Annotated in this window: 11 protein-coding genes; 6 read left to right on the top strand and 5 right to left on the bottom strand. The window is 72.4% G+C overall.

Going from position 1 to position 16,597, the window contains the following annotated elements; translation table 11 throughout:
* Positions 1 to 162 precede the first annotated feature (162 nt).
* Positions 163 to 1,395, bottom strand: a complete 1,233-nt coding sequence (locus tag PGH47_RS29680; RefSeq protein WP_271665928.1) for a L,D-transpeptidase — start codon at positions 1,393 to 1,395, stop codon at positions 163 to 165.
* Positions 1,396 to 1,722: 327 nt separating this feature from the next.
* Between PGH47_RS29680 and glgX the strand changes: the two genes are divergently transcribed.
* Together glgX and PGH47_RS29670 are read left to right on the top strand one after the other, a co-directional pair.
* Positions 1,723 to 3,987 carry a glycogen debranching protein GlgX gene (gene glgX / locus PGH47_RS29675; RefSeq protein WP_271665927.1) on the top strand — a complete coding sequence of 755 codons (2,265 nt, stop codon included), beginning with the start codon at positions 1,723 to 1,725 and terminating at the stop codon, positions 3,985 to 3,987.
* 74 nt (positions 3,988 to 4,061) lie between these two features.
* Complete coding sequence (locus PGH47_RS29670) at positions 4,062 to 5,486, top strand: sulfatase family protein (RefSeq protein ID WP_271665926.1); 1,425 nt, start codon at positions 4,062 to 4,064, stop codon at positions 5,484 to 5,486.
* Here the strand turns inward: PGH47_RS29670 and PGH47_RS29665 are convergent.
* The 4 genes from PGH47_RS29665 to PGH47_RS29650 are packed head-to-tail and all read right to left on the bottom strand — an operon-like array spanning position 5,483 to position 9,065.
* Positions 5,483 to 6,130 (bottom strand): response regulator, encoded by a 648-nt coding sequence (locus PGH47_RS29665; RefSeq protein ID WP_271665925.1) that lies wholly within the window; start codon positions 6,128 to 6,130, stop codon positions 5,483 to 5,485. The two genes, PGH47_RS29670 and PGH47_RS29665, sit on opposite strands and share 4 nt — an antisense overlap.
* Positions 6,123 to 7,376, bottom strand: a complete 1,254-nt coding sequence (locus PGH47_RS29660; RefSeq protein WP_271665924.1) for a sensor histidine kinase — start codon at positions 7,374 to 7,376, stop codon at positions 6,123 to 6,125. Before PGH47_RS29660 ends, PGH47_RS29665 begins: the two co-directional genes overlap by 8 nt.
* A 25-nt stretch (positions 7,377 to 7,401) precedes the next feature.
* Positions 7,402 to 8,136 (bottom strand): ABC transporter permease, encoded by a 735-nt coding sequence (locus PGH47_RS29655; RefSeq protein ID WP_271665923.1) that lies wholly within the window; start codon positions 8,134 to 8,136, stop codon positions 7,402 to 7,404.
* Entirely contained in the window at positions 8,133 to 9,065 is a 933-nt protein-coding gene (locus tag PGH47_RS29650; protein WP_271665922.1) for an ABC transporter ATP-binding protein, read from the bottom strand. Before PGH47_RS29650 ends, PGH47_RS29655 begins: the two co-directional genes overlap by 4 nt.
* Positions 9,066 to 9,251: 186 nt before the next feature.
* Here PGH47_RS29650 and PGH47_RS29645 point away from each other — a divergent pair, with 186 nt between their 5' ends.
* The 4 genes from PGH47_RS29645 to PGH47_RS29630 are packed head-to-tail and all read left to right on the top strand — an operon-like array spanning position 9,252 to position 16,530.
* Positions 9,252 to 11,087 carry an ABC transporter ATP-binding protein gene (locus tag PGH47_RS29645; RefSeq protein ID WP_271665921.1) on the top strand — a complete coding sequence of 612 codons (1,836 nt, stop codon included), beginning with the start codon at positions 9,252 to 9,254 and terminating at the stop codon, positions 11,085 to 11,087.
* Positions 11,084 to 12,937: an ABC transporter ATP-binding protein gene (locus PGH47_RS29640; RefSeq protein WP_271665920.1), complete on the top strand. Its 1,854-nt coding sequence runs from the start codon at positions 11,084 to 11,086 to the stop codon at positions 12,935 to 12,937. Before PGH47_RS29645 ends, PGH47_RS29640 begins: the two co-directional genes overlap by 4 nt.
* Before the next feature lie 39 nt (positions 12,938 to 12,976).
* The gene (locus PGH47_RS29635; protein ID WP_271665919.1) at positions 12,977 to 14,689 is read left to right on the top strand and encodes an ABC transporter transmembrane domain-containing protein; all 1,713 of its coding nucleotides are present in this window, start codon (positions 12,977 to 12,979) and stop codon (positions 14,687 to 14,689) included.
* Entirely contained in the window at positions 14,686 to 16,530 is a 1,845-nt protein-coding gene (locus PGH47_RS29630; RefSeq protein WP_271665918.1) for an ABC transporter ATP-binding protein, read from the top strand. Before PGH47_RS29635 ends, PGH47_RS29630 begins: the two co-directional genes overlap by 4 nt.
* Positions 16,531 to 16,597 lie beyond the last annotated feature (67 nt).

The raw sequence follows: 16,597 nt of genomic DNA, 5'->3' as shown, positions 1-16,597 counted from the left end.
GGCCTGGTCCGACCCGCGCCCCCGCGCGTCCACTGCGCGCATCGGCGCATATTAACCACAAGGTCAGGCCTGTCGGCGCCGCGCGTTTGTCACCGTTCCGTTCCAACATCGTCCGGCCGCCCGACGGCCGGGCCGTGCGCCGCAACTCACCCCCCTGTCGGATTACTTCACCGCACTACCGCTCTTCCACTCCTTCCAACCCATATTCCATCCTCCGAGGCCATTGTCGGGAGCGACCTTTTTGTCATTGCTGCGGACCACCTCGACGACGTCGCCGACCAGGCTGCGGTCGAAGAACCAGCCCGCCGGCGTCTCGGATCCGCCGCCCTTGACGTCCCTGAGTCCCACGCAGCCGTGGCTGACGTTGCTGTGCCCGAAGATGGCGGAGTCCGCCCAGTAGTTGCCGTGCAGGAAGGTGCCGGAGTCGGTCAGGCGCATGGCGTGCGGGACGTCGGGGATGTCGTACTCGCCCTTGCCGTCCTTCTTCTTGAAGCCGACCGTGGCGCCGTTCATCCGAGTGAGCTCGAACATCTCGGTGACCACCATCTTGCCGTTGTAGGTGGTCATCTTCGGGGCGCCGGCCGTGACGGGGACGGTGGCGAGGAGTTCGCCGTCGCGGCGGACCTGCATGGTGTGCTCGGTGGCGTCGACGAGGGAGGTCTGGTGGCGGCCGATGGTGAACGAGAACGTCTTGTGCTGCAGGCCGTACACCCCGCGTGCTCCCTCGACGTCCCGCAGCCGCAGCGCGACGGTGACGCGGGTGCCGGGCTGCCAGTAGTTCCGGGGGCGGAAGTCGAGGCGGGACTTGCCGAACCAGTGCGGGCGGATGTCCACGGCCGGTTCGGCGGTGACCTCGACGGCGCGTTCGACGGCGGCCCGGTCCTCGATCTCCCGGTTGAACTCCAGGGAGACGATCATGCCCGTGCCGACCGTGGAGCGGTTCTCCGGGGCGACGTAGCCGACGAACCGCTCGTCGGGGACGTACGTGGTGAAGGTCGTGTGCCGTGCGCCGCGGCGGCCGTGGGCGTCGAGGGCCACCGCGTCGACCGTGTATCTGGCGGCCAGCGCGAGCCGGGGGTCCTCGGGCTCCCAGCGCAGGCCGTCCTCGGAGATCCGGCCCGGCACCGGGGTGTCCTGGGCGTCCTGGGACTTGACGACCTTCACCGACTCCAGGCGTCCGCTGGGCACCCGGACGAGCAGTTTCTCGTCGGGGCGCGCGCCCTTGGAGCCGTCGTCGGGGGTGACCCGGATGACGTCCTCGGGCGCCGGCGCCTTCTGGTCGACGGTGCCGCCGTCCGTCGTGCATCCGGCGGCCCCGCTCAGCAGCCCTGCCCATGTCAGTACGGCGGCCAATGCGGCCCCCGCGCGCCGCGCGCGCCCTTGTACGTGCCTCACGAAGACCCCAACGACCGGGGCGGCCCTGGGGAAACGTGAGTGCGAGCCACGCGGTGGGCAGAACATGTGGGAGGACGACGCGACGGGGAGCCGCGGCCAGGCCCTGTCGTCAGATTCCCGACGTCCGCCCGTAGGGCGGGCCCGGCGGTGTCTGGTGCGTGCGATCGCAAGGCGCCGGAGCGCGCTCGTGGCGGAGCCACGTGGGCGGTTCGGCAACGTGGCGAGCGTGCGTGCCAGACGCCGCCGGGCAGGCGGGAATCTGACGACAGGGCCTGGGGACGACCGCGTGCTCTCCTTCCACGTCGCGTGAGCCGTGGGAGGCCACAGGTGTCGAGCGCAGCCGAGCAGGAGGCGGTGGCCGGGGTGGTCGCCGCTGAGGAGGGGCGCCCGGCCGCCGTCGTGAACGGCGCGCGGCTCAAGGCGCCCGGGGTGCCCGTGTGGCCGGGCACGCCCGTGCCGCTCGGCGCCCGCTTCCGGGTCGGCCCGGACGGGGTGGCGGGCACCAACTTCGCGCTGTGGGCGGGCGGGGCTGAGTCGGTGGAGCTGTGCCTGTTCGACGAACAGGGCAGGGAGACGCGGGCCCGGCTGTCCGAACTGACGCACGAGATCTGGCACGGCTTCGTGCCGGGTGTGATGCCGGGTCAGCGCTACGGCTACCGGGTGCACGGCCGCTGGGACCCGTGGACCGGCGGCCGCTGGAACCCGGCGAAGCTGCTCCTCGACCCGTACGCCCGGGCGGTGGACGGCGACTTCAGCCTGCCGCCGGAGGTGTACGGGCATGTCCGCGACTGGCCGCAGCAGCATGTCGCGGACACCGTGCGCGACGAGCGGGACTCGGCGCCCTTCGTCCCCAAGGGCGTCGTCGTCCACGATGACGACGACTGGGCGGACGACCGGCGGCCGAAGACCCCGTGGGCCGACTCGGTGATCTACGAGGTGCATGTCCGGGGGTTCACCAATCTGCACCCGGGGATTCCGGAGGAGCTGCGGGGGACGTACGCCGGTCTCGCGCACCCCGCGGCGATCGAGCACCTCGTCAAGCTGGGCGTGACAGCCGTCGAGCTGCTGCCGGTGCACCAGTTCGCGCACGAGGACCATCTGCTGCGCAAGGGCCTGCGCAACTACTGGGGCTACAACTCCGTCGGCTACTTCGCCCCGCACGCCGCGTACGCCGCCTCGGGCACGACCGGTGAGCAGGTCGGCGAGTTCAAGCGGATGGTCCGCGCCCTGCACGCCGCCGGGATCGAGGTCGTCCTCGACGTGGTCTACAACCACACGGCGGAGGCGGGCGAGCTGGGGCCGACGCTGTCGCTGAAGGGCATCGACAACCGTGGGTACTACCGGTTGCAGTCGGACGCGCGCCGGTACGCGGACTACACGGGCTGCGGGAACACGCTGCACGTGGTCCAGCCGCACGTGCTGCGGCTGATCACCGACTCCCTGCGCTACTGGGTGACCGAGATGGGCGTGGACGGCTTCCGCTTCGACCTGGCCGCCGCGCTGGCGCGCTCCATGCACGACGTCGACATGCTGTCGCCGTTCCTCGCCGTCATCGCGCAGGACCCGGTGCTACGGCGGGTGAAGCTGATCGCGGAGCCGTGGGACGTCGGCTCGGGCGGCTATCAGGTGGGTGCTTTCCCGTCGCTGTGGACGGAGTGGAACGACCGCTACCGCAATGCCGTACGGGACTTCTGGCGGGGCGCGCTGCCGGACGTGCGGGATCTGGGGTACCGCCTGTCGGGGTCCAGCGACCTGTACGCGTGGGGCGGCCGCCGGCCGTACGCCTCGGTGAACTTCGTGACCGCGCACGACGGGTTCACGCTGCGGGACCTGGTGTCCTACGAGCGCAAGCACAACGAGGCGAACGGCGAGGGCAACCGGGACGGCTCGAACGACAACCGGGCCTGGAACTGCGGTGCCGAGGGCGAGACCGACGACGAGCGGGTACGCACGCTCAGGCGGCGGCAGCTGCGGAACCTGCTGACGACGCTGCTGCTGTCGACGGGGGTGCCGATGCTGGTCGCGGGCGACGAGCTGGGGCGCACCCAGCGCGGCAACAACAACGCCTACTGCCAGGACAACGAGATCAGCTGGCTGGACTGGAGCCTGCTTCAGGACCCCGGCTGGAAGGCCCTGTTCGAGCTGACCGCGCGGCTGATCGAGCTGCGGCACCGGCACCCGGTGCTGCGCCGCCGGGCCTTCTTCTCGGGGCGGGCGCACTCGGCGGACGGTCTGCGGGACCTGGCGTGGTTCACCTCCCGGGGCTCGGAGATGACGGAACGGGACTGGTACGCGCCCGCCGCGACGCTGGGCATGTATCTGTCGGGGCGGGACATCCCGGGCCGGGACGAGCGCGGGGCGCCGATAGTGGACGACAGCTTCCTGGCCGTCCTGCACGCCGGGGACCGGCCGGCGAGCTTCGTGCTGCCGGGGCCGCCGTGGGCCGAGCGGTACGAGGTCGTCGTCGACACCTCGCGGGAGGAGCAGGGCGAGGCGCCGGGCGTGGAGCACCGGGCGGGGACGGCGATCACTGTGCCGGCCCGTGCGGTGCTGTTGCTGCGGGTTGACCGAGCCGACGTTGCGGCTCATTGAGAGGGCATTGCAAGGTCGTGAACTCCGCGGCCGGTTCCTGGTCATGGGGCCGGTGCGCTGATCGACTGAGGCGCATGCCCGAGATATCCCGCCGTGCCTTCGGTGGCCTCGTCGGCGGTGGCGCCGTGACCGCCGTCGCCGCCACGGCCACCGCCGCCGAAGCCGCCGCCGCGAGCCCCTCCGAGCGTCCCTCCGAACGGCCCTTCCGGGCCCGCCCCGGCTCGTCCGGCAGGCGGCCCAACTTCCTCGTCGTCCTCGGCGACGACCTCGGCTGGGCGGATCTGTCCTCCTACGGCGCCCCGCACATCCGGACCCCCAACCTGGACCGGCTGGCCCGCCAGGGCGTGCGGTTCACCGACGCCTACTCCGGCTCGGCGACCTGCTCCCCGACCCGGTTCAGCCTGTACACGGGGCGGTATCCGGGCCGTACGAAGGGCGGGCTCGCCGAGCCCGTCGGCAACAGGACCCAGGGGCTCGACCCGAACCACCCCACCCTGGCCTCCCTGCTGAAGAAGGCGGGCTATGCCACCGCGCTGATCGGCAAGTGGCACTGCGGCTGGCTGCCCGACCACAGCCCCACCAAGTCGGGCTGGGACGAGTTCTTCGGCAACTTCGGCGGCGTCCTGGAGTACTTCTCCAAGCTCGGCCAGCTCGGCGAGTACGACCTGTACGAGGGCGACGCCGAGTACAAGGACCTGCGGTACTACACGACCGTGGTGACCGAGCGGGCCGTGGAGTACGTCAGCCGTGAGCACGACCGCCCCTGGCTGCTGAACCTCAACTTCACCACCCCGCACTGGCCGTGGCTCGCGGAGGGCGACGCGGAGACCGGTGCCGAGATCGCGGCGAGGATCCGTGCCGCGAAGTCGCAGGGGGAGGTCGTCGCCGCGCTCAACCACTACGACGGCGGCTCGGTCGAGAAGTACACGGAGATGGTGGAGAGCCTGGACGCGGCGGTCGGCGAGGTGCTCGACGCCCTGCGCCGCTCGGGTCAGGAGGACAACACCGTCGTGCTGTTCGCCAGCGACAACGGCGGCGAGCGCTACTCCTACAACTGGCCGCTCAGCGGCGAGAAGTTCGTGCTCCTGGAGGGCGGCATCCGAGTCCCGTCGATCCTGCGCTGGCCCGCCCGGGTCGACGGCCGGCAGGTCAGCCACGAGCCGGTCTTCTCCCCCGACTGGACGGCGACCCTGCTGGAGCTGGGCGGGGCACGGCCGGACCCGGCGTACCCGCTGGACGGCACGAGTCTCGCCGGGTATCTGCTGCGCGGGGAGGAGCTGCCGGAGCGGGACCTGTTCTGGCGGGTGCGGGCGGGCCGGGCGCTCAGGCGCGGCGACTGGAAGTACTACCGGGACGCCGACGGCAAGGACCACCTCTACGACCTGGCCCACGACAAGCGCGAGCAGGCCGATCGGGCCCCGGACGAGCCGGCGTTGCTCGCCGAGCTGAAGGCATCCTGGGAGAGGACCGCGAACACCCTGCTGCCGTACCCGTCCTAGCCGAGGATCCCCCGCTCGTACGCCGTCGCGACCGCCGCCGCGCGGTCGTTGACGCCGAGCTTGGCGTACAGGTGGGTGAGGTGCGTCTTCACGGTCGCCTCGCTGATGAAGAGCTCGCGGGCGATCTCGCGGTTCGGGGTGCCCTTGGCGACCAGGGCGAGGACCTCGCGCTCGCGGGCGGAGAGCGACTCGTTGCCGGGGGCCCTCGGAGTGCGTACGGCCGAGACGAGGCGGGAGGCGACGGCCGGGGACAGGACCGTGCGGCCCTCTGCGGCGGCGCGGACCGCGGTGAACAGCTCGTCGCGCGGGGCGTCCTTCAGCAGGTAACCAGTCGCGCCCGCCTCGATGGCGGGCAGCGTGTCGGAGTCGGTGTCGTACGTCGTCAGCACGAGGACCTTGGCGCGGGCGCCGGTGCGGGTGAGGTGGGCGATGGCCGCGACCCCGCCGCCGCCCGGCATGCGCAGGTCCATCAGGACCACGTCGGGGTCGAGTGCGGCGGCCCGCTCCAGGGCCTCCTCGCCGCTCGCCGCCTCGCCGAGCACGACGAAGCCGGGCGCGGACTCGAACATGCCGCGCAGACCGTCCCGTACGACGGGATGGTCGTCGACGATCAACAGGGAGATGGACGACTCGTCGCTACTCATGGCGCACCAACGGTACGCGAGCGGACAGGGCGGTGCCGCGCCCCGGCTCGGTCTCCACGGTGAGGCAGCCGGCCATGCGCTCGGCGCGGGCGTGCATGCCGGGCAGGCCGAAGCCACCGGTGCTGCTGCGCTCGCGGAGGGCGAGCGGGTCGAAGCCCTCGCCGTCGTCGCGGATGTCGAGGATGACCTCGTCGCCGAGGAAGGACAGGGTGACGCCGACGCGGGTGGCGCGGGCGTGCCGGGCGGAGTTGGACAGGGCTTCCTGGGCGATCCTCAGCAGGGTCGCGGAGACCTCGTCGTGGAGGTGTTCCGCGGTGCCGGTGACGGTGAAGTCGGCACGGACGCCGGTCCGTTCGGACCACTCGGCGACCGTGCCCTTCAGGGCCTGCGGCAGCCCGTCGTTCTCCAGGGCCACGGGGGCGAGGTTGTGCACCGAGCGGCGGGCCTCGCCGAGGCTGTGCCGGGCCAGGTCGGCGGCGCGGTCGAGGTGGGAGCGGGCGGTGGGCAGGTCGGGGGCGTTCGCGACGACCTGGAGCTGGGCGATGATGCCGGTCAGGCCCTGGGCGATGGTGTCGTGGATCTCGGCGGCGAGCCGACGGCGCTCGTCGGCGACGCCGGCCTCGCGGGCCTGCACGAGGAGTTGGGCGTGCAGGGCCGCGTTCTCCTCCAGGGCCTGGTGCAGGGCGGTGTTGGTGCGTTCGAGCTCGGCGATGGTCTCGGCGCGGGCGCGGGAGCGTTCCTCCTGCTGGCTGGTGAGATGGCCGACGACCGTCAGGATGACGTTGTTCACCACCAGGAGCCCGGCGAACACCGCCCACTGCACCGGCTGGTGGAACGGCAGCCCGCCGGCCTGCGAGCCGGAGACGGCGATGGAGCAGGCGAACGGGCCGAGCATGCGCAGCCGCCGGCCGGGGAGCAGCTCGTCGGAGTCGAAGTAGCCGGTGACGGCGTAGAACGCGAAGAACGGGTTCAGCCAGGTCAGCACGAAGCCGAGCGCCCAGCGCAGTGTGTAGTACACCGTGCCTGCGGTGGAGGGGCCCGGGCGGGTGCGGCTCGCCCTGCCCCACCACAGCTGGAGCACGAACCCGGCGGCGACCAGCGCCGCGACGGCGGTCCGCTCCGCCTGGCCGGGCATGAGTTCGGCGGTGGCGACCGACAGCAGGGTGCCGACCGCGAGCAGCCCGTAGGGCCCCTTGCTGCGGATGAGTTCCCAGCGCCGCTCGATGTCGGTGTCCGCCGCGGTCATGCCACCAGTCTGCACGGCCGGCCGCCTACTCCCAGCGGAACCAGCGCGCGGCCGCCGTCGACAGCGCGACGGTCCACACCGCCATCACGGCGAGGTGGGACCAGCCGGGCCAGTCGCCCGCCGTGGCCGCGTTCAGGGCCTGCGCGGCAGCGCCGAACGGGGTGAACCCGACGATGTCGGCCATCAGATCGGGCATGGCCTGCACCGGCAGCCACACCCCCGCGCAGAACAGCATCGGGAAGAACACCGCCGTCCCCACGGCACCGGCGATCTTCACCGTGCCGGACACCGCCGAGATCACCGAGCCGAGGGCGAGCGCGACGAGGACCGCGAGGACCAGCGCGAGCAGATAGCCGTACGGCTGCCCGGGCAGTCGTACGTCGTAGACGAGCCGTCCGACGGTGAGGGCCAGCAGCGCGGAGAGCAGGGCCGCCAGGGCGTGCACCAGCATCTGGGCCGACAGCAGCGCCGAGGGCCGGACCGGGGTGGTGGACATCCGGCGCAGGATGCCCTGTTCCCGGTAGCCGGTCAGGCCCACCGGCATCGACTGCACGCCGGCGACGATCATGCCGACCAGGACGGTCACGGGTACGTACGTGTCGACGATGCGCAGGCCGCCGAGGCCGTCCTGGTGCTCACGGAAGGCGGGGACGGCGCCCAGGATCGCCAGCAGCAGGGGCGGGAAGGCCAGGATCCAGAAGAGGCTGCCCGGTTCACGCGCGAGCAGCCGGGCCTCGGTGCGCAGTACGGCGGTGTTCATGGCGTGCTCTCCGTCATGCTCGGGTCCGTCACGGTCGTGTCCGTCAGATCCAGGAAGGCGTCGTCCAGCGTGGCGTCGCTGACGCGCAGTTGGTGGGCGGTGATGCGGCGGCGGGCGAGCAGTGTGATCACGGCGTTGACCGTCTCGTCGCTGCCGGCCAGGGTGATCCGGCCGTCCTTGTGCTCGACGGAGGCGAGCGCGGGCAGCGCGCCGATCTCGGACTCGTCCAGCGGCTCGGACGGCGTGAAGGTGATGACGGTGGCGCGGGCGGAGCGGCGGATCAGTCCGGCCGGGGTGTCCAGGGCGGCCACCCGGCCCTTGTCGATCACGGCGATCCGGTCGCAGAGCCGCTGCGCCTCCTCCATGAAGTGGGTGACGAGCAGGACGGTCACGCCGTTCGCGCGGACGTCCTCGATGAGCTGCCAGGTGTCGCGCCGGGCGCGTGGGTCGAGGCCGGTCGTCAGCTCGTCCAGGACGACGATCCGGGGGTTGCCGACGAGGGCGAGCGCGATGAACAGGCGCTGCTTCTGGCCGCCGGAGAGCTTGCCGAACCGGGTGCCGAGCCGCTCGGCCAGACCCAGGCGTTCGGCGAGGGGGCGCCAGTCGGCGGGGTCCGGGTAGAAGGACGCGTACAGCTGGAGCGCCTCGCGCACGGTCAGTTTCTCCTGGAGGCGGCCCTCCTGGAGCTGGGCGCCCAGGACGTGGGAGACGCGGTCGTGGTCGGCGACGGGATCGAGGCCGGTGACCCGCACCCGCCCGGCGTCGGGGACGCGCAGGCCCTCGACGCACTCGACGGTGGTGGTCTTGCCGGCGCCGTTGGGGCCGAGGATGCCGAAGATCTCGCCCTCCTCGACGGAGAAGGAGACACCGTCGACGACGGCGCGGCCGCCGTAGGACTTGCGCAGGTCGGTGACTTCGATGACGGACATGGCATCAGGGTCCCGGCGGGACGGGCACCGCCACATCGGCCGTCGCGCTCGAACAGACATCCTCCGATCGGTTGATGGCGGCCGTACGACCCGTCGGTTTTCCCCAGGTCGTAGGACCAGCGGCCGATCGCGGACCGGCCAAAACTCGGTGGGCAGTGTCAGTGGGGATCCGTAGGCTCGCTGCTGATGGTGACTACACGTGCAACCCCCGAGGACAGGTCCGGACGATCCGCCGTACGTACGCTGCTGCGCCTGTGGCCGTACGTGCGGCCGGTGCGCGTGCGGCTGTTCACCGCCGCGGGCGTGGCGGTCCTCGCCTCGTGTCTGTCGCTGGTCATCCCGCTCGTCCTGAAGTGGATGGTGGACGGTCCGGTCGCCGACCGGGATCCAGCCGGGGTGTGGCTGGGGGCGCTGTGTCTGCTGCTGCTCGGGTTCGCGGAGGCGTTGCTGTTCGGGCTGCGGCGGTGGCTGGTCGCGCGGCCGCTGGCGGGCGTCGAGGCGGCGATGCGGGCGGATCTGTACGGGCGGCTCCAGCGGCTGCCGGTGGCGTTCCACGACCGGTGGGCGTCGGGGCAGTTGCTGTCACGCGGCACGACGGATCTGATGCTGGTGCGGATGTTCCTCGCCTTCCCGCTGACGTTCCTGCTGGTCAACAGCGTCACGATCCTCGTCGGCGTGATCATCATGCTGCTCCAGGACTGGACGCTGGGGCTGGTGATCCTGATCCCGGCCGTGCCCGTGATGGTCACCTGCGTGATCTTCGAGAAGCGGTACGCCAAGGTGGCGCGGCGCGCTCAGGACCAGGTCGGCGATCTGACGACGGTCGTCGAGGAGAGCGTGCTCGGGATCCGGATCATCAAGGGCTTCGGACGGCACCGCAGTCAGGCACGGGCGTTCCGGGAGCTGTCGGGGACGCTGCGCGGCACGGAGTTGCGCAAGGCCCGGCTGCTGGCGACGATCTGGGGCGTCATCGTGACGCTGCCGGAGGTGGCCATCGGGGCGGCGCTGGTGCTGGGTGCCGTGCAGGTGGCGGACGGGGAGCTGTCGGCGGGCACCCTGGTGGCGTTCCTGTCGACCGCGCTCGCGCTCAGATGGCCGGTGGACTCCATCGGGTTCCTGCTGGCGATGAGCCAGGAGGCGGCGACGGCGACGGAGCGGTATTTCGAGGTCATGGATGAATCGCCGGAAACGCAAACGCACCTCAGGGGCGCGGGGCTGCGTCAATATGCGGCTCCGCCGCGGGGCGCGACCGGCCCCGACGAACCCGCAGCCGACAACGACGGCCTCCGGTTCCACAACGTCCGTTTCCGCTATCCCGACGCCCCCGAAGACTCCCCTCCCACTCTCGACGACATCGACCTGCACATCCGCCCCGGCGAGTCCATGGCCCTGGTCGGCACGACGGGCAGCGGCAAGACCACCCTCACGGCGCTGGTTCCCCGTCTCCACGAGCTGACGTCCGGCCGGATCACCCTCGACGGGCAGGACATCACGGCGATGACCCGCGAGGAGTTGCGCGAACTCGTGGCCGTCGCCTTCGAGGAACCCACCCTCTTCTCGGCCAGCGTGGCCGACAACGTTCTCATGGGGGCCGGAGCGGGCGCGGGCGAGCCCGAGTTGGAGCGGGCGCTCGGCGTCGCGCAGGCCGCGTTCGCGCACGATCTGCCGCACGGGACCGGGACACAGGTCGGCGAGCAGGGCCTCAGCCTCTCCGGCGGCCAGCGGCAACGCCTCGCGCTCGCGCGGGCGGTCGTCGGCCGGCCCCGGTTCCTCGTCCTCGACGACCCGCTGTCCGCCCTGGACGTGCACACCGAGGCCGCCGTCGAGGCGGCCCTGCGGGACGTGCTCGCGCAGACCACCGCCCTCATCGTCGCCCACCGCCCGTCCACCGTGCTGCTGGCGGACCGCGTCGCCCTGCTCTCCGACGGCCGCATCACGGCCGTGGGCACCCACCAAGAACTGCTCCGCGGCAACGCCGAGTACGCCCACCTGATGGCCGGACACGAGGAGACCGACCGATGACGGCGACCACCGCCACCGCACCGGGCAAGGAACAGCCCGCCGAGGAACCCCCGAAGAACGTCGACCCCTTCGACCACGACGTCCTGCCCACTCCCCCGGGCGCCACGATCGCGCTCCTGCGCTCACTGCTCGCCCCGATGAAGGCCCGCGTCGCCCTCACCACGCTGCTGCTGTTGCTCCAGCAGGCGGCGGTGCAGGCGGGGCCGCTGCTGGTGGCGTACGCCATCGACTCGGCGGTGCCGGCGTTCCGGCGCGACGACCTCGGGCCGCTGGTCGGGGTCGGCGTCGGCTATCTGGGGTGCGCGGTCGTCTCCGGCGTGCTCCAGTACGCGTTCATCCTGGCGGCCGCCCGCGTCAACCAGGACGTGCTGCTCGACCTGCGCGGCCGGATCTTCCGGCACGCCCAGGCCCTGAGCGTCGACTTCCACGAGCGCTACACCTCGGGGCGGCTCATCTCCCGCTCCACCACGGACGTGGAGTCCCTGCGCGAGCTCCTGAACGAGGGCCTCCAGGAACTCGTCACCGTCATCCTGTCCTTCGTCTACATCTCGGCGATGCTGCTGTGGCTGGACGTCGACCTCGGCGTGGTCGCCGTGGCCTCCTTCGTGCCGCTGTACCTGCTGGTACGGCTCTACCGGCGGCGTGCGGCCCGCGTGTACACGCTGCGGTCCACCGCCATCGCGTCCGTGATCGTCAAGTTCGTCGAGACGATGAACGGCATCCGCCCGGTGCGCGCCTTCCGGCGCGAGGCCGCCAACGACGCCGACTTCCACGTCCTCAACACCCGGCACGAGCGCACGAACGGCGACGCCCTGCTGGAGATGGCCCGCTATGTCGTCGGCTCCCGGCTCGTCGCCAACACGGCAGTCGCGGGGATCGTGCTGTGGGGCGCCTACCGCGTCGCGGGCGGCACGCTCGCCCTCGGTGTGCTGGCCGCTGCCGTGCTCTATCTGCGGCGGCTGTACGACCCGATCGACCGGCTCGGCATGTTCCTGAACTCCTACCAGTCGGCGGCCGCGTCCCTGGAGAAGATCGCCGGCCTGCTCGCGCAGACGCCGTCGGTCCCCGAGCCGCAGACCCCCCGGCAGCTCCCCGCGCTGCGCTCCGAGCACCCCGGCCGCGAGGTCGTCTTCGACGACGTCCGGTTCGGCTACCGCACCGGCGGCGAGGTGCTGCCCCGCTTCGACCTCACGCTGCCGGCCGGGCAGACCGTCGCGGTCGTCGGCTCCACCGGCGCCGGCAAGTCGACGCTGGCCAAGCTGCTCGCCCGGTTCTACGACCCCTCCGCCGGCCGAGTCCTGCTGGACGGCGTCGACCTGCGCGAGCTGCCCGTGGCCGAACTGCGGCGCGGGGTGGTGATGGTGACGCAGGAGGCGTTCCTGTTCTCCGGCACGGTCGCCGAGAACATCGCCATCGGCCGCCCGGACGCCACCCGCGAGGAGATCGAGCAGGCCGCGAAGGCCATCGGCGCGCACGACTTCATCAGCTCCCTGCCGGACGGCTACGACACCGACGTACGCAAGCGCGGCGGCCGTATCTCCGCCGGTCAGCGGCAGCTCGTGGCGTTCGCGCGGGCGCTGCTCGCGGATCCGGCCGTGCTGATCCTCGACGAGGCGACCAGCTCCCTCGACATCCCCGGCGAACGGGCGGTGCAGCGCGCGATGACGACGGTCCTGCACGGACGTACGGCCGTCGTCATCGCCCATCGCCTGTCCACGGTCGAGATCGCCGACCGGGTGCTGGTCATGGAGCACGGGCGGATCGTCGAGGACGGCTCACCGGACGAACTCGTCGCCGGGACGGGCAGGTTCGCGGATCTGCACCGGGCGTGGCGGGACAGCCTGGCGTAACACAGCGGCAAGCGGGACGACGAACGGGGCACGGGGACGATGATCGACGCGTACGAGGAGCCGGGCGAGCCCGACCGTCGCGGCGGATGGCGGTATCTGTGGTGGCTGGTCATGCGCCAGAAGACGCGGTCGGTCGTGGGGGCGCTGATCTCCAGTGTGTGGATGGTGCTGCTGGCGGCGACGCCGTACCTGATGTCCCGTGCCGTCGACGACGGGCTGACGACCGGTGACCAGGGCGCGTTGGCGGGGTGGACGGGCGCGCTGTTCGCGGTGGGCATGTTCAACGCCTGGCTGAGCATCATGCGGCACCGCACGATGACGCGGGTGCGGATGGACGCCAACTTCCGCACGGTCAAGGTGCTGATGGGGCAGGCGGTACGACTGGGCGCCACACTGCCGCGCCGGATCGGGGCCGGGGAGGTCGTCACGATCGGCGTGGGCGACGTTCAGACCATCAGCCAGTCCCTGACGGTCGTCGGCCCCGGGGTCGGGGCGATCGTCGCCTATCTGGTGATCGCCGGACTGCTGGTGTCGGTGTCGGTGCCGATCGCCGTGGTGGTGCTGCTCGGTATGCCGCTGGTCGGCGTGCTCATCGGGCCGCTGCTGGGGCGGCTGCAGGCGACGGAGACGCAGTACAGGGAGCGGCAGGGCGTGCTGACCGCGCGGATCGCCGACCTCGCGGGCGGCCTGCGCGTCCTCAACGGCCTCGGCGGCAAGGGCCTGGTCGCCGACGCCTTCCACCACGACTCGCAGCGGCTGCGGGCGCAGGGCTACCGGGTCGGGGCGGTGACCAGTTGGGTGCAGGCGCTCGGGGTGGGGCTGCCGACCCTGTTCCTGGCCGTGGTGACCTGGCTGGCGGCGCGGCTGGCCGCCCAGGGGGACATCACCGTGGGCGAGTTGGTGTCGGTGTACGGCTATGTCGCGGTGCTGGTGGGGCCGGTGGCGTTCTTCATCGAGTGCGGCTATCAGGTCAGCCGTGGCGTGGTGGCGGCGCGGCGGGTCGTACGGTTCCTGCGGCTGGAGCCGATGGCGGACACCGGCACGCGGGACGCGCCGGCCGAACCGGCGGTGCTGCACGACCCCGAGTCCGGCGTGCGGGTGCTGCCGGGCCGCCTGACCGCGCTGGCCGGGGCGCTGCCCGCCGACACCGTGGCCGTCGTCGACCGCCTCGGCCGGTATGTGCCGTCGGCGGCGACCTGGGGCGGGGTGGCGCTCGACGAGATCGCCCTGCCGCAGGTGCGCGAACGGGTCCTGGTGGCCGACCACGAGTCGGACCTGTTCGCCGGTCCGCTGTGCGAGCTGGTCGGCGGCGCGGGGGATCCGGACGACGCGGCCGTCGCGCGGGCGGTGCGCGCCGCGGTCGCCGACGACATCGTGCGAGGCCTGCCGGACGGCCTGGACACCCCGATCGACGCCCAGGGCCGCAACCTCTCCGGCGGCCAGCGCCAGCGCGTCCGCCTGGTCCGCGCGTTGCTGGCCGACCCGGAGGTCCTCCTGGCGATCGAGCCGACGTCGGCCCTGGACGCCCACACGGAGGCACGGGTCGCCGAGCGCCTGCACGCCGAGCGCACCGGCCGCACGACCGTCGTCACGACCACGTCCCCCCTCGTCCTGGACCGAGCGGACACCGTGCACTACCTGGTCGACGGCAAGGTGGCGGCCACAGGCACGCACACGGAACTGCTGGACGGCGAGCCCGGCTACCGAGCCCTGGTGGCCCGGGACGAGAACGCCGAGGAGGTCATGAGGTGACTGCACGGCAACGCCCCTCAGGGGCGCGGGGAACTGCGCGACAAGCCACGACGCACCAGCGCCCGGCGAACGGCACGAAGCCCCGAGCTCTCCCCCGCACAACCCTCCCCGTCGCAGAACCCAAGGCAGTCCGCCGAGCCACCGCCCGCCTCGTCCGAGCCGACGCCCGGGCCTTCACCGCCGTACTCGCACTGAACGCCGCCGCGGCGATCGCCGGCCTCGCCGCCCCCTGGCTGGTCGGCCGCATCATCGACGAGGTCCGCGCCGGCCACGGCGTGACGACGGTCGACAAGCTGGCCCTGGCGATCCTGATCGCGGCGACGGCCCAGTTGCTGCTGGCCCGCTGGGCCCGCTACATCGGCCACCGATTCGGCGAACGCACCCTGGCCCGCGTCCGCGAGGAGTTCGTGGACCGCACGCTCGCGCTGCCCGCGTCGGTCGTGGAGCGGGCCGGCACCGGGGACCTGACGGCGCGCGGCACCGCCGACGTGGCGGCCGTCGGCACCACCCTGCGCGACGCCGGGCCCGAGCTGCTCATCAACTTCGTGCAGGTTCTGTTCCTGCTGGGCGCGGTCTTCGTGCTGGACCCCCTGCTGGGCGCCTGCGGTCTGCTCGGGCTGGCCGGTCTGTGGCCGGTGCTGCGCTGGTATCTGCGCCGCGCCCGCACCGGGTACCTCGCCGAGGGCGCGGCCACCTCGGACGTCGCGGAGATCCTGGCGGCGACCGCGGGCGGCGCCCGCACGGTGGAGGCGCTGCGGCTGGAGCGGCGGCGGGTGGCGGCGAGCCGGGACGCGCTGGAGACGGCGCGCCGGACCCGGCTGTACACCCTCTTCCTGCGCTCGGTGTTCTTCCCGTCGGTGGAGATCGCCTATCTCGTCCCGGTGGCGACGGTCCTGCTCGTCGGCGGGGCGCTGCACGCGCAGGGCACGATCAGCCTGGGCACGGTGGTCGCGGCGGCGCTGTACCAGCAGCAGATGGCCGGTCCGCTGGACGAGATCCTGATGCGGATCGAGCAACTCCAGAGCAGCGGCGCCTCGTTCGCCCGCGTCGAGGGGCTCGCGCGGGCCCCGCGGGCGACGGAGACCGACGCGCCGGCGCCTGCGGACGACCGGATCGACGTGACCGGCGTGCGTTACGCCTACGACCGGGGCGGCGAGGTCCTCAGCGATGTCGACCTGACCGTCCGGCCGGGGGAACGCCTCGCGGTGGTCGGCCCGTCCGGCGCCGGGAAGACGACCCTGAGCCGGCTGCTCGCGGGCGTGGACGCGCCGACCGCGGGCTCGGTGACGGTCGGCGGTGTGCCGGTCGTCGCGCTGGGCCCGGAGCAGCTGCGCCGGCAGGTCGTGCTGGTCACCCAGGAGCACCATGTCTTCCTCGGCACGGTCCGCGACAATTTGCGCATCGCCGAGCCGTCCGCCACGGACGAGGACCTGTGGGCCGCCCTGACCGCGGTCGGCGCGGACTCCTGGGTGCGGCGGCTGCCCGACGGCCTGGACACGGCGCTGGGCGACGGGGGCCGCGCCACGGACGGCTCGCAGGCCCAGCAGCTCGCGCTGGCCCGGGTGGTGCTGGCCGACCCGCACACCCTGATCCTGGACGAGGCGACGGCCCTGCTCGACCCGACGACGGCCCGGCACACCGAGCGCGCCCTGGCGGCCGTACTGGAGGGCCGTACCGTCATCGCCATCGCGCACCGGCTGCACACCGCGAGCGACGCGGACCGGGTGGCCGTGATGGAGAACGGCCGCCTGACCGAGCTGGGCACCCATGACGAGCTGGTCGCGGCGGACGGGGCGTACGCGGCGCTGTGGCGGTCCTGGCACGGGGAGCGGCCCGCCTGAACAGGCGATCTATGCTCGTTGCCGTAGGAGATCCCTGGCACGCTGAAGAAAGCCACAGTAGAAAGCC

This window comes from Streptomyces sp. HUAS 31, assembly GCF_028198125.1.
In the GTDB taxonomy this organism is placed as follows: Bacteria; Actinomycetota; Actinomycetes; order Streptomycetales; family Streptomycetaceae; genus Streptomyces; species Streptomyces chartreusis.
This window is presented reverse-complemented; position numbering and strand designations above follow the sequence as displayed.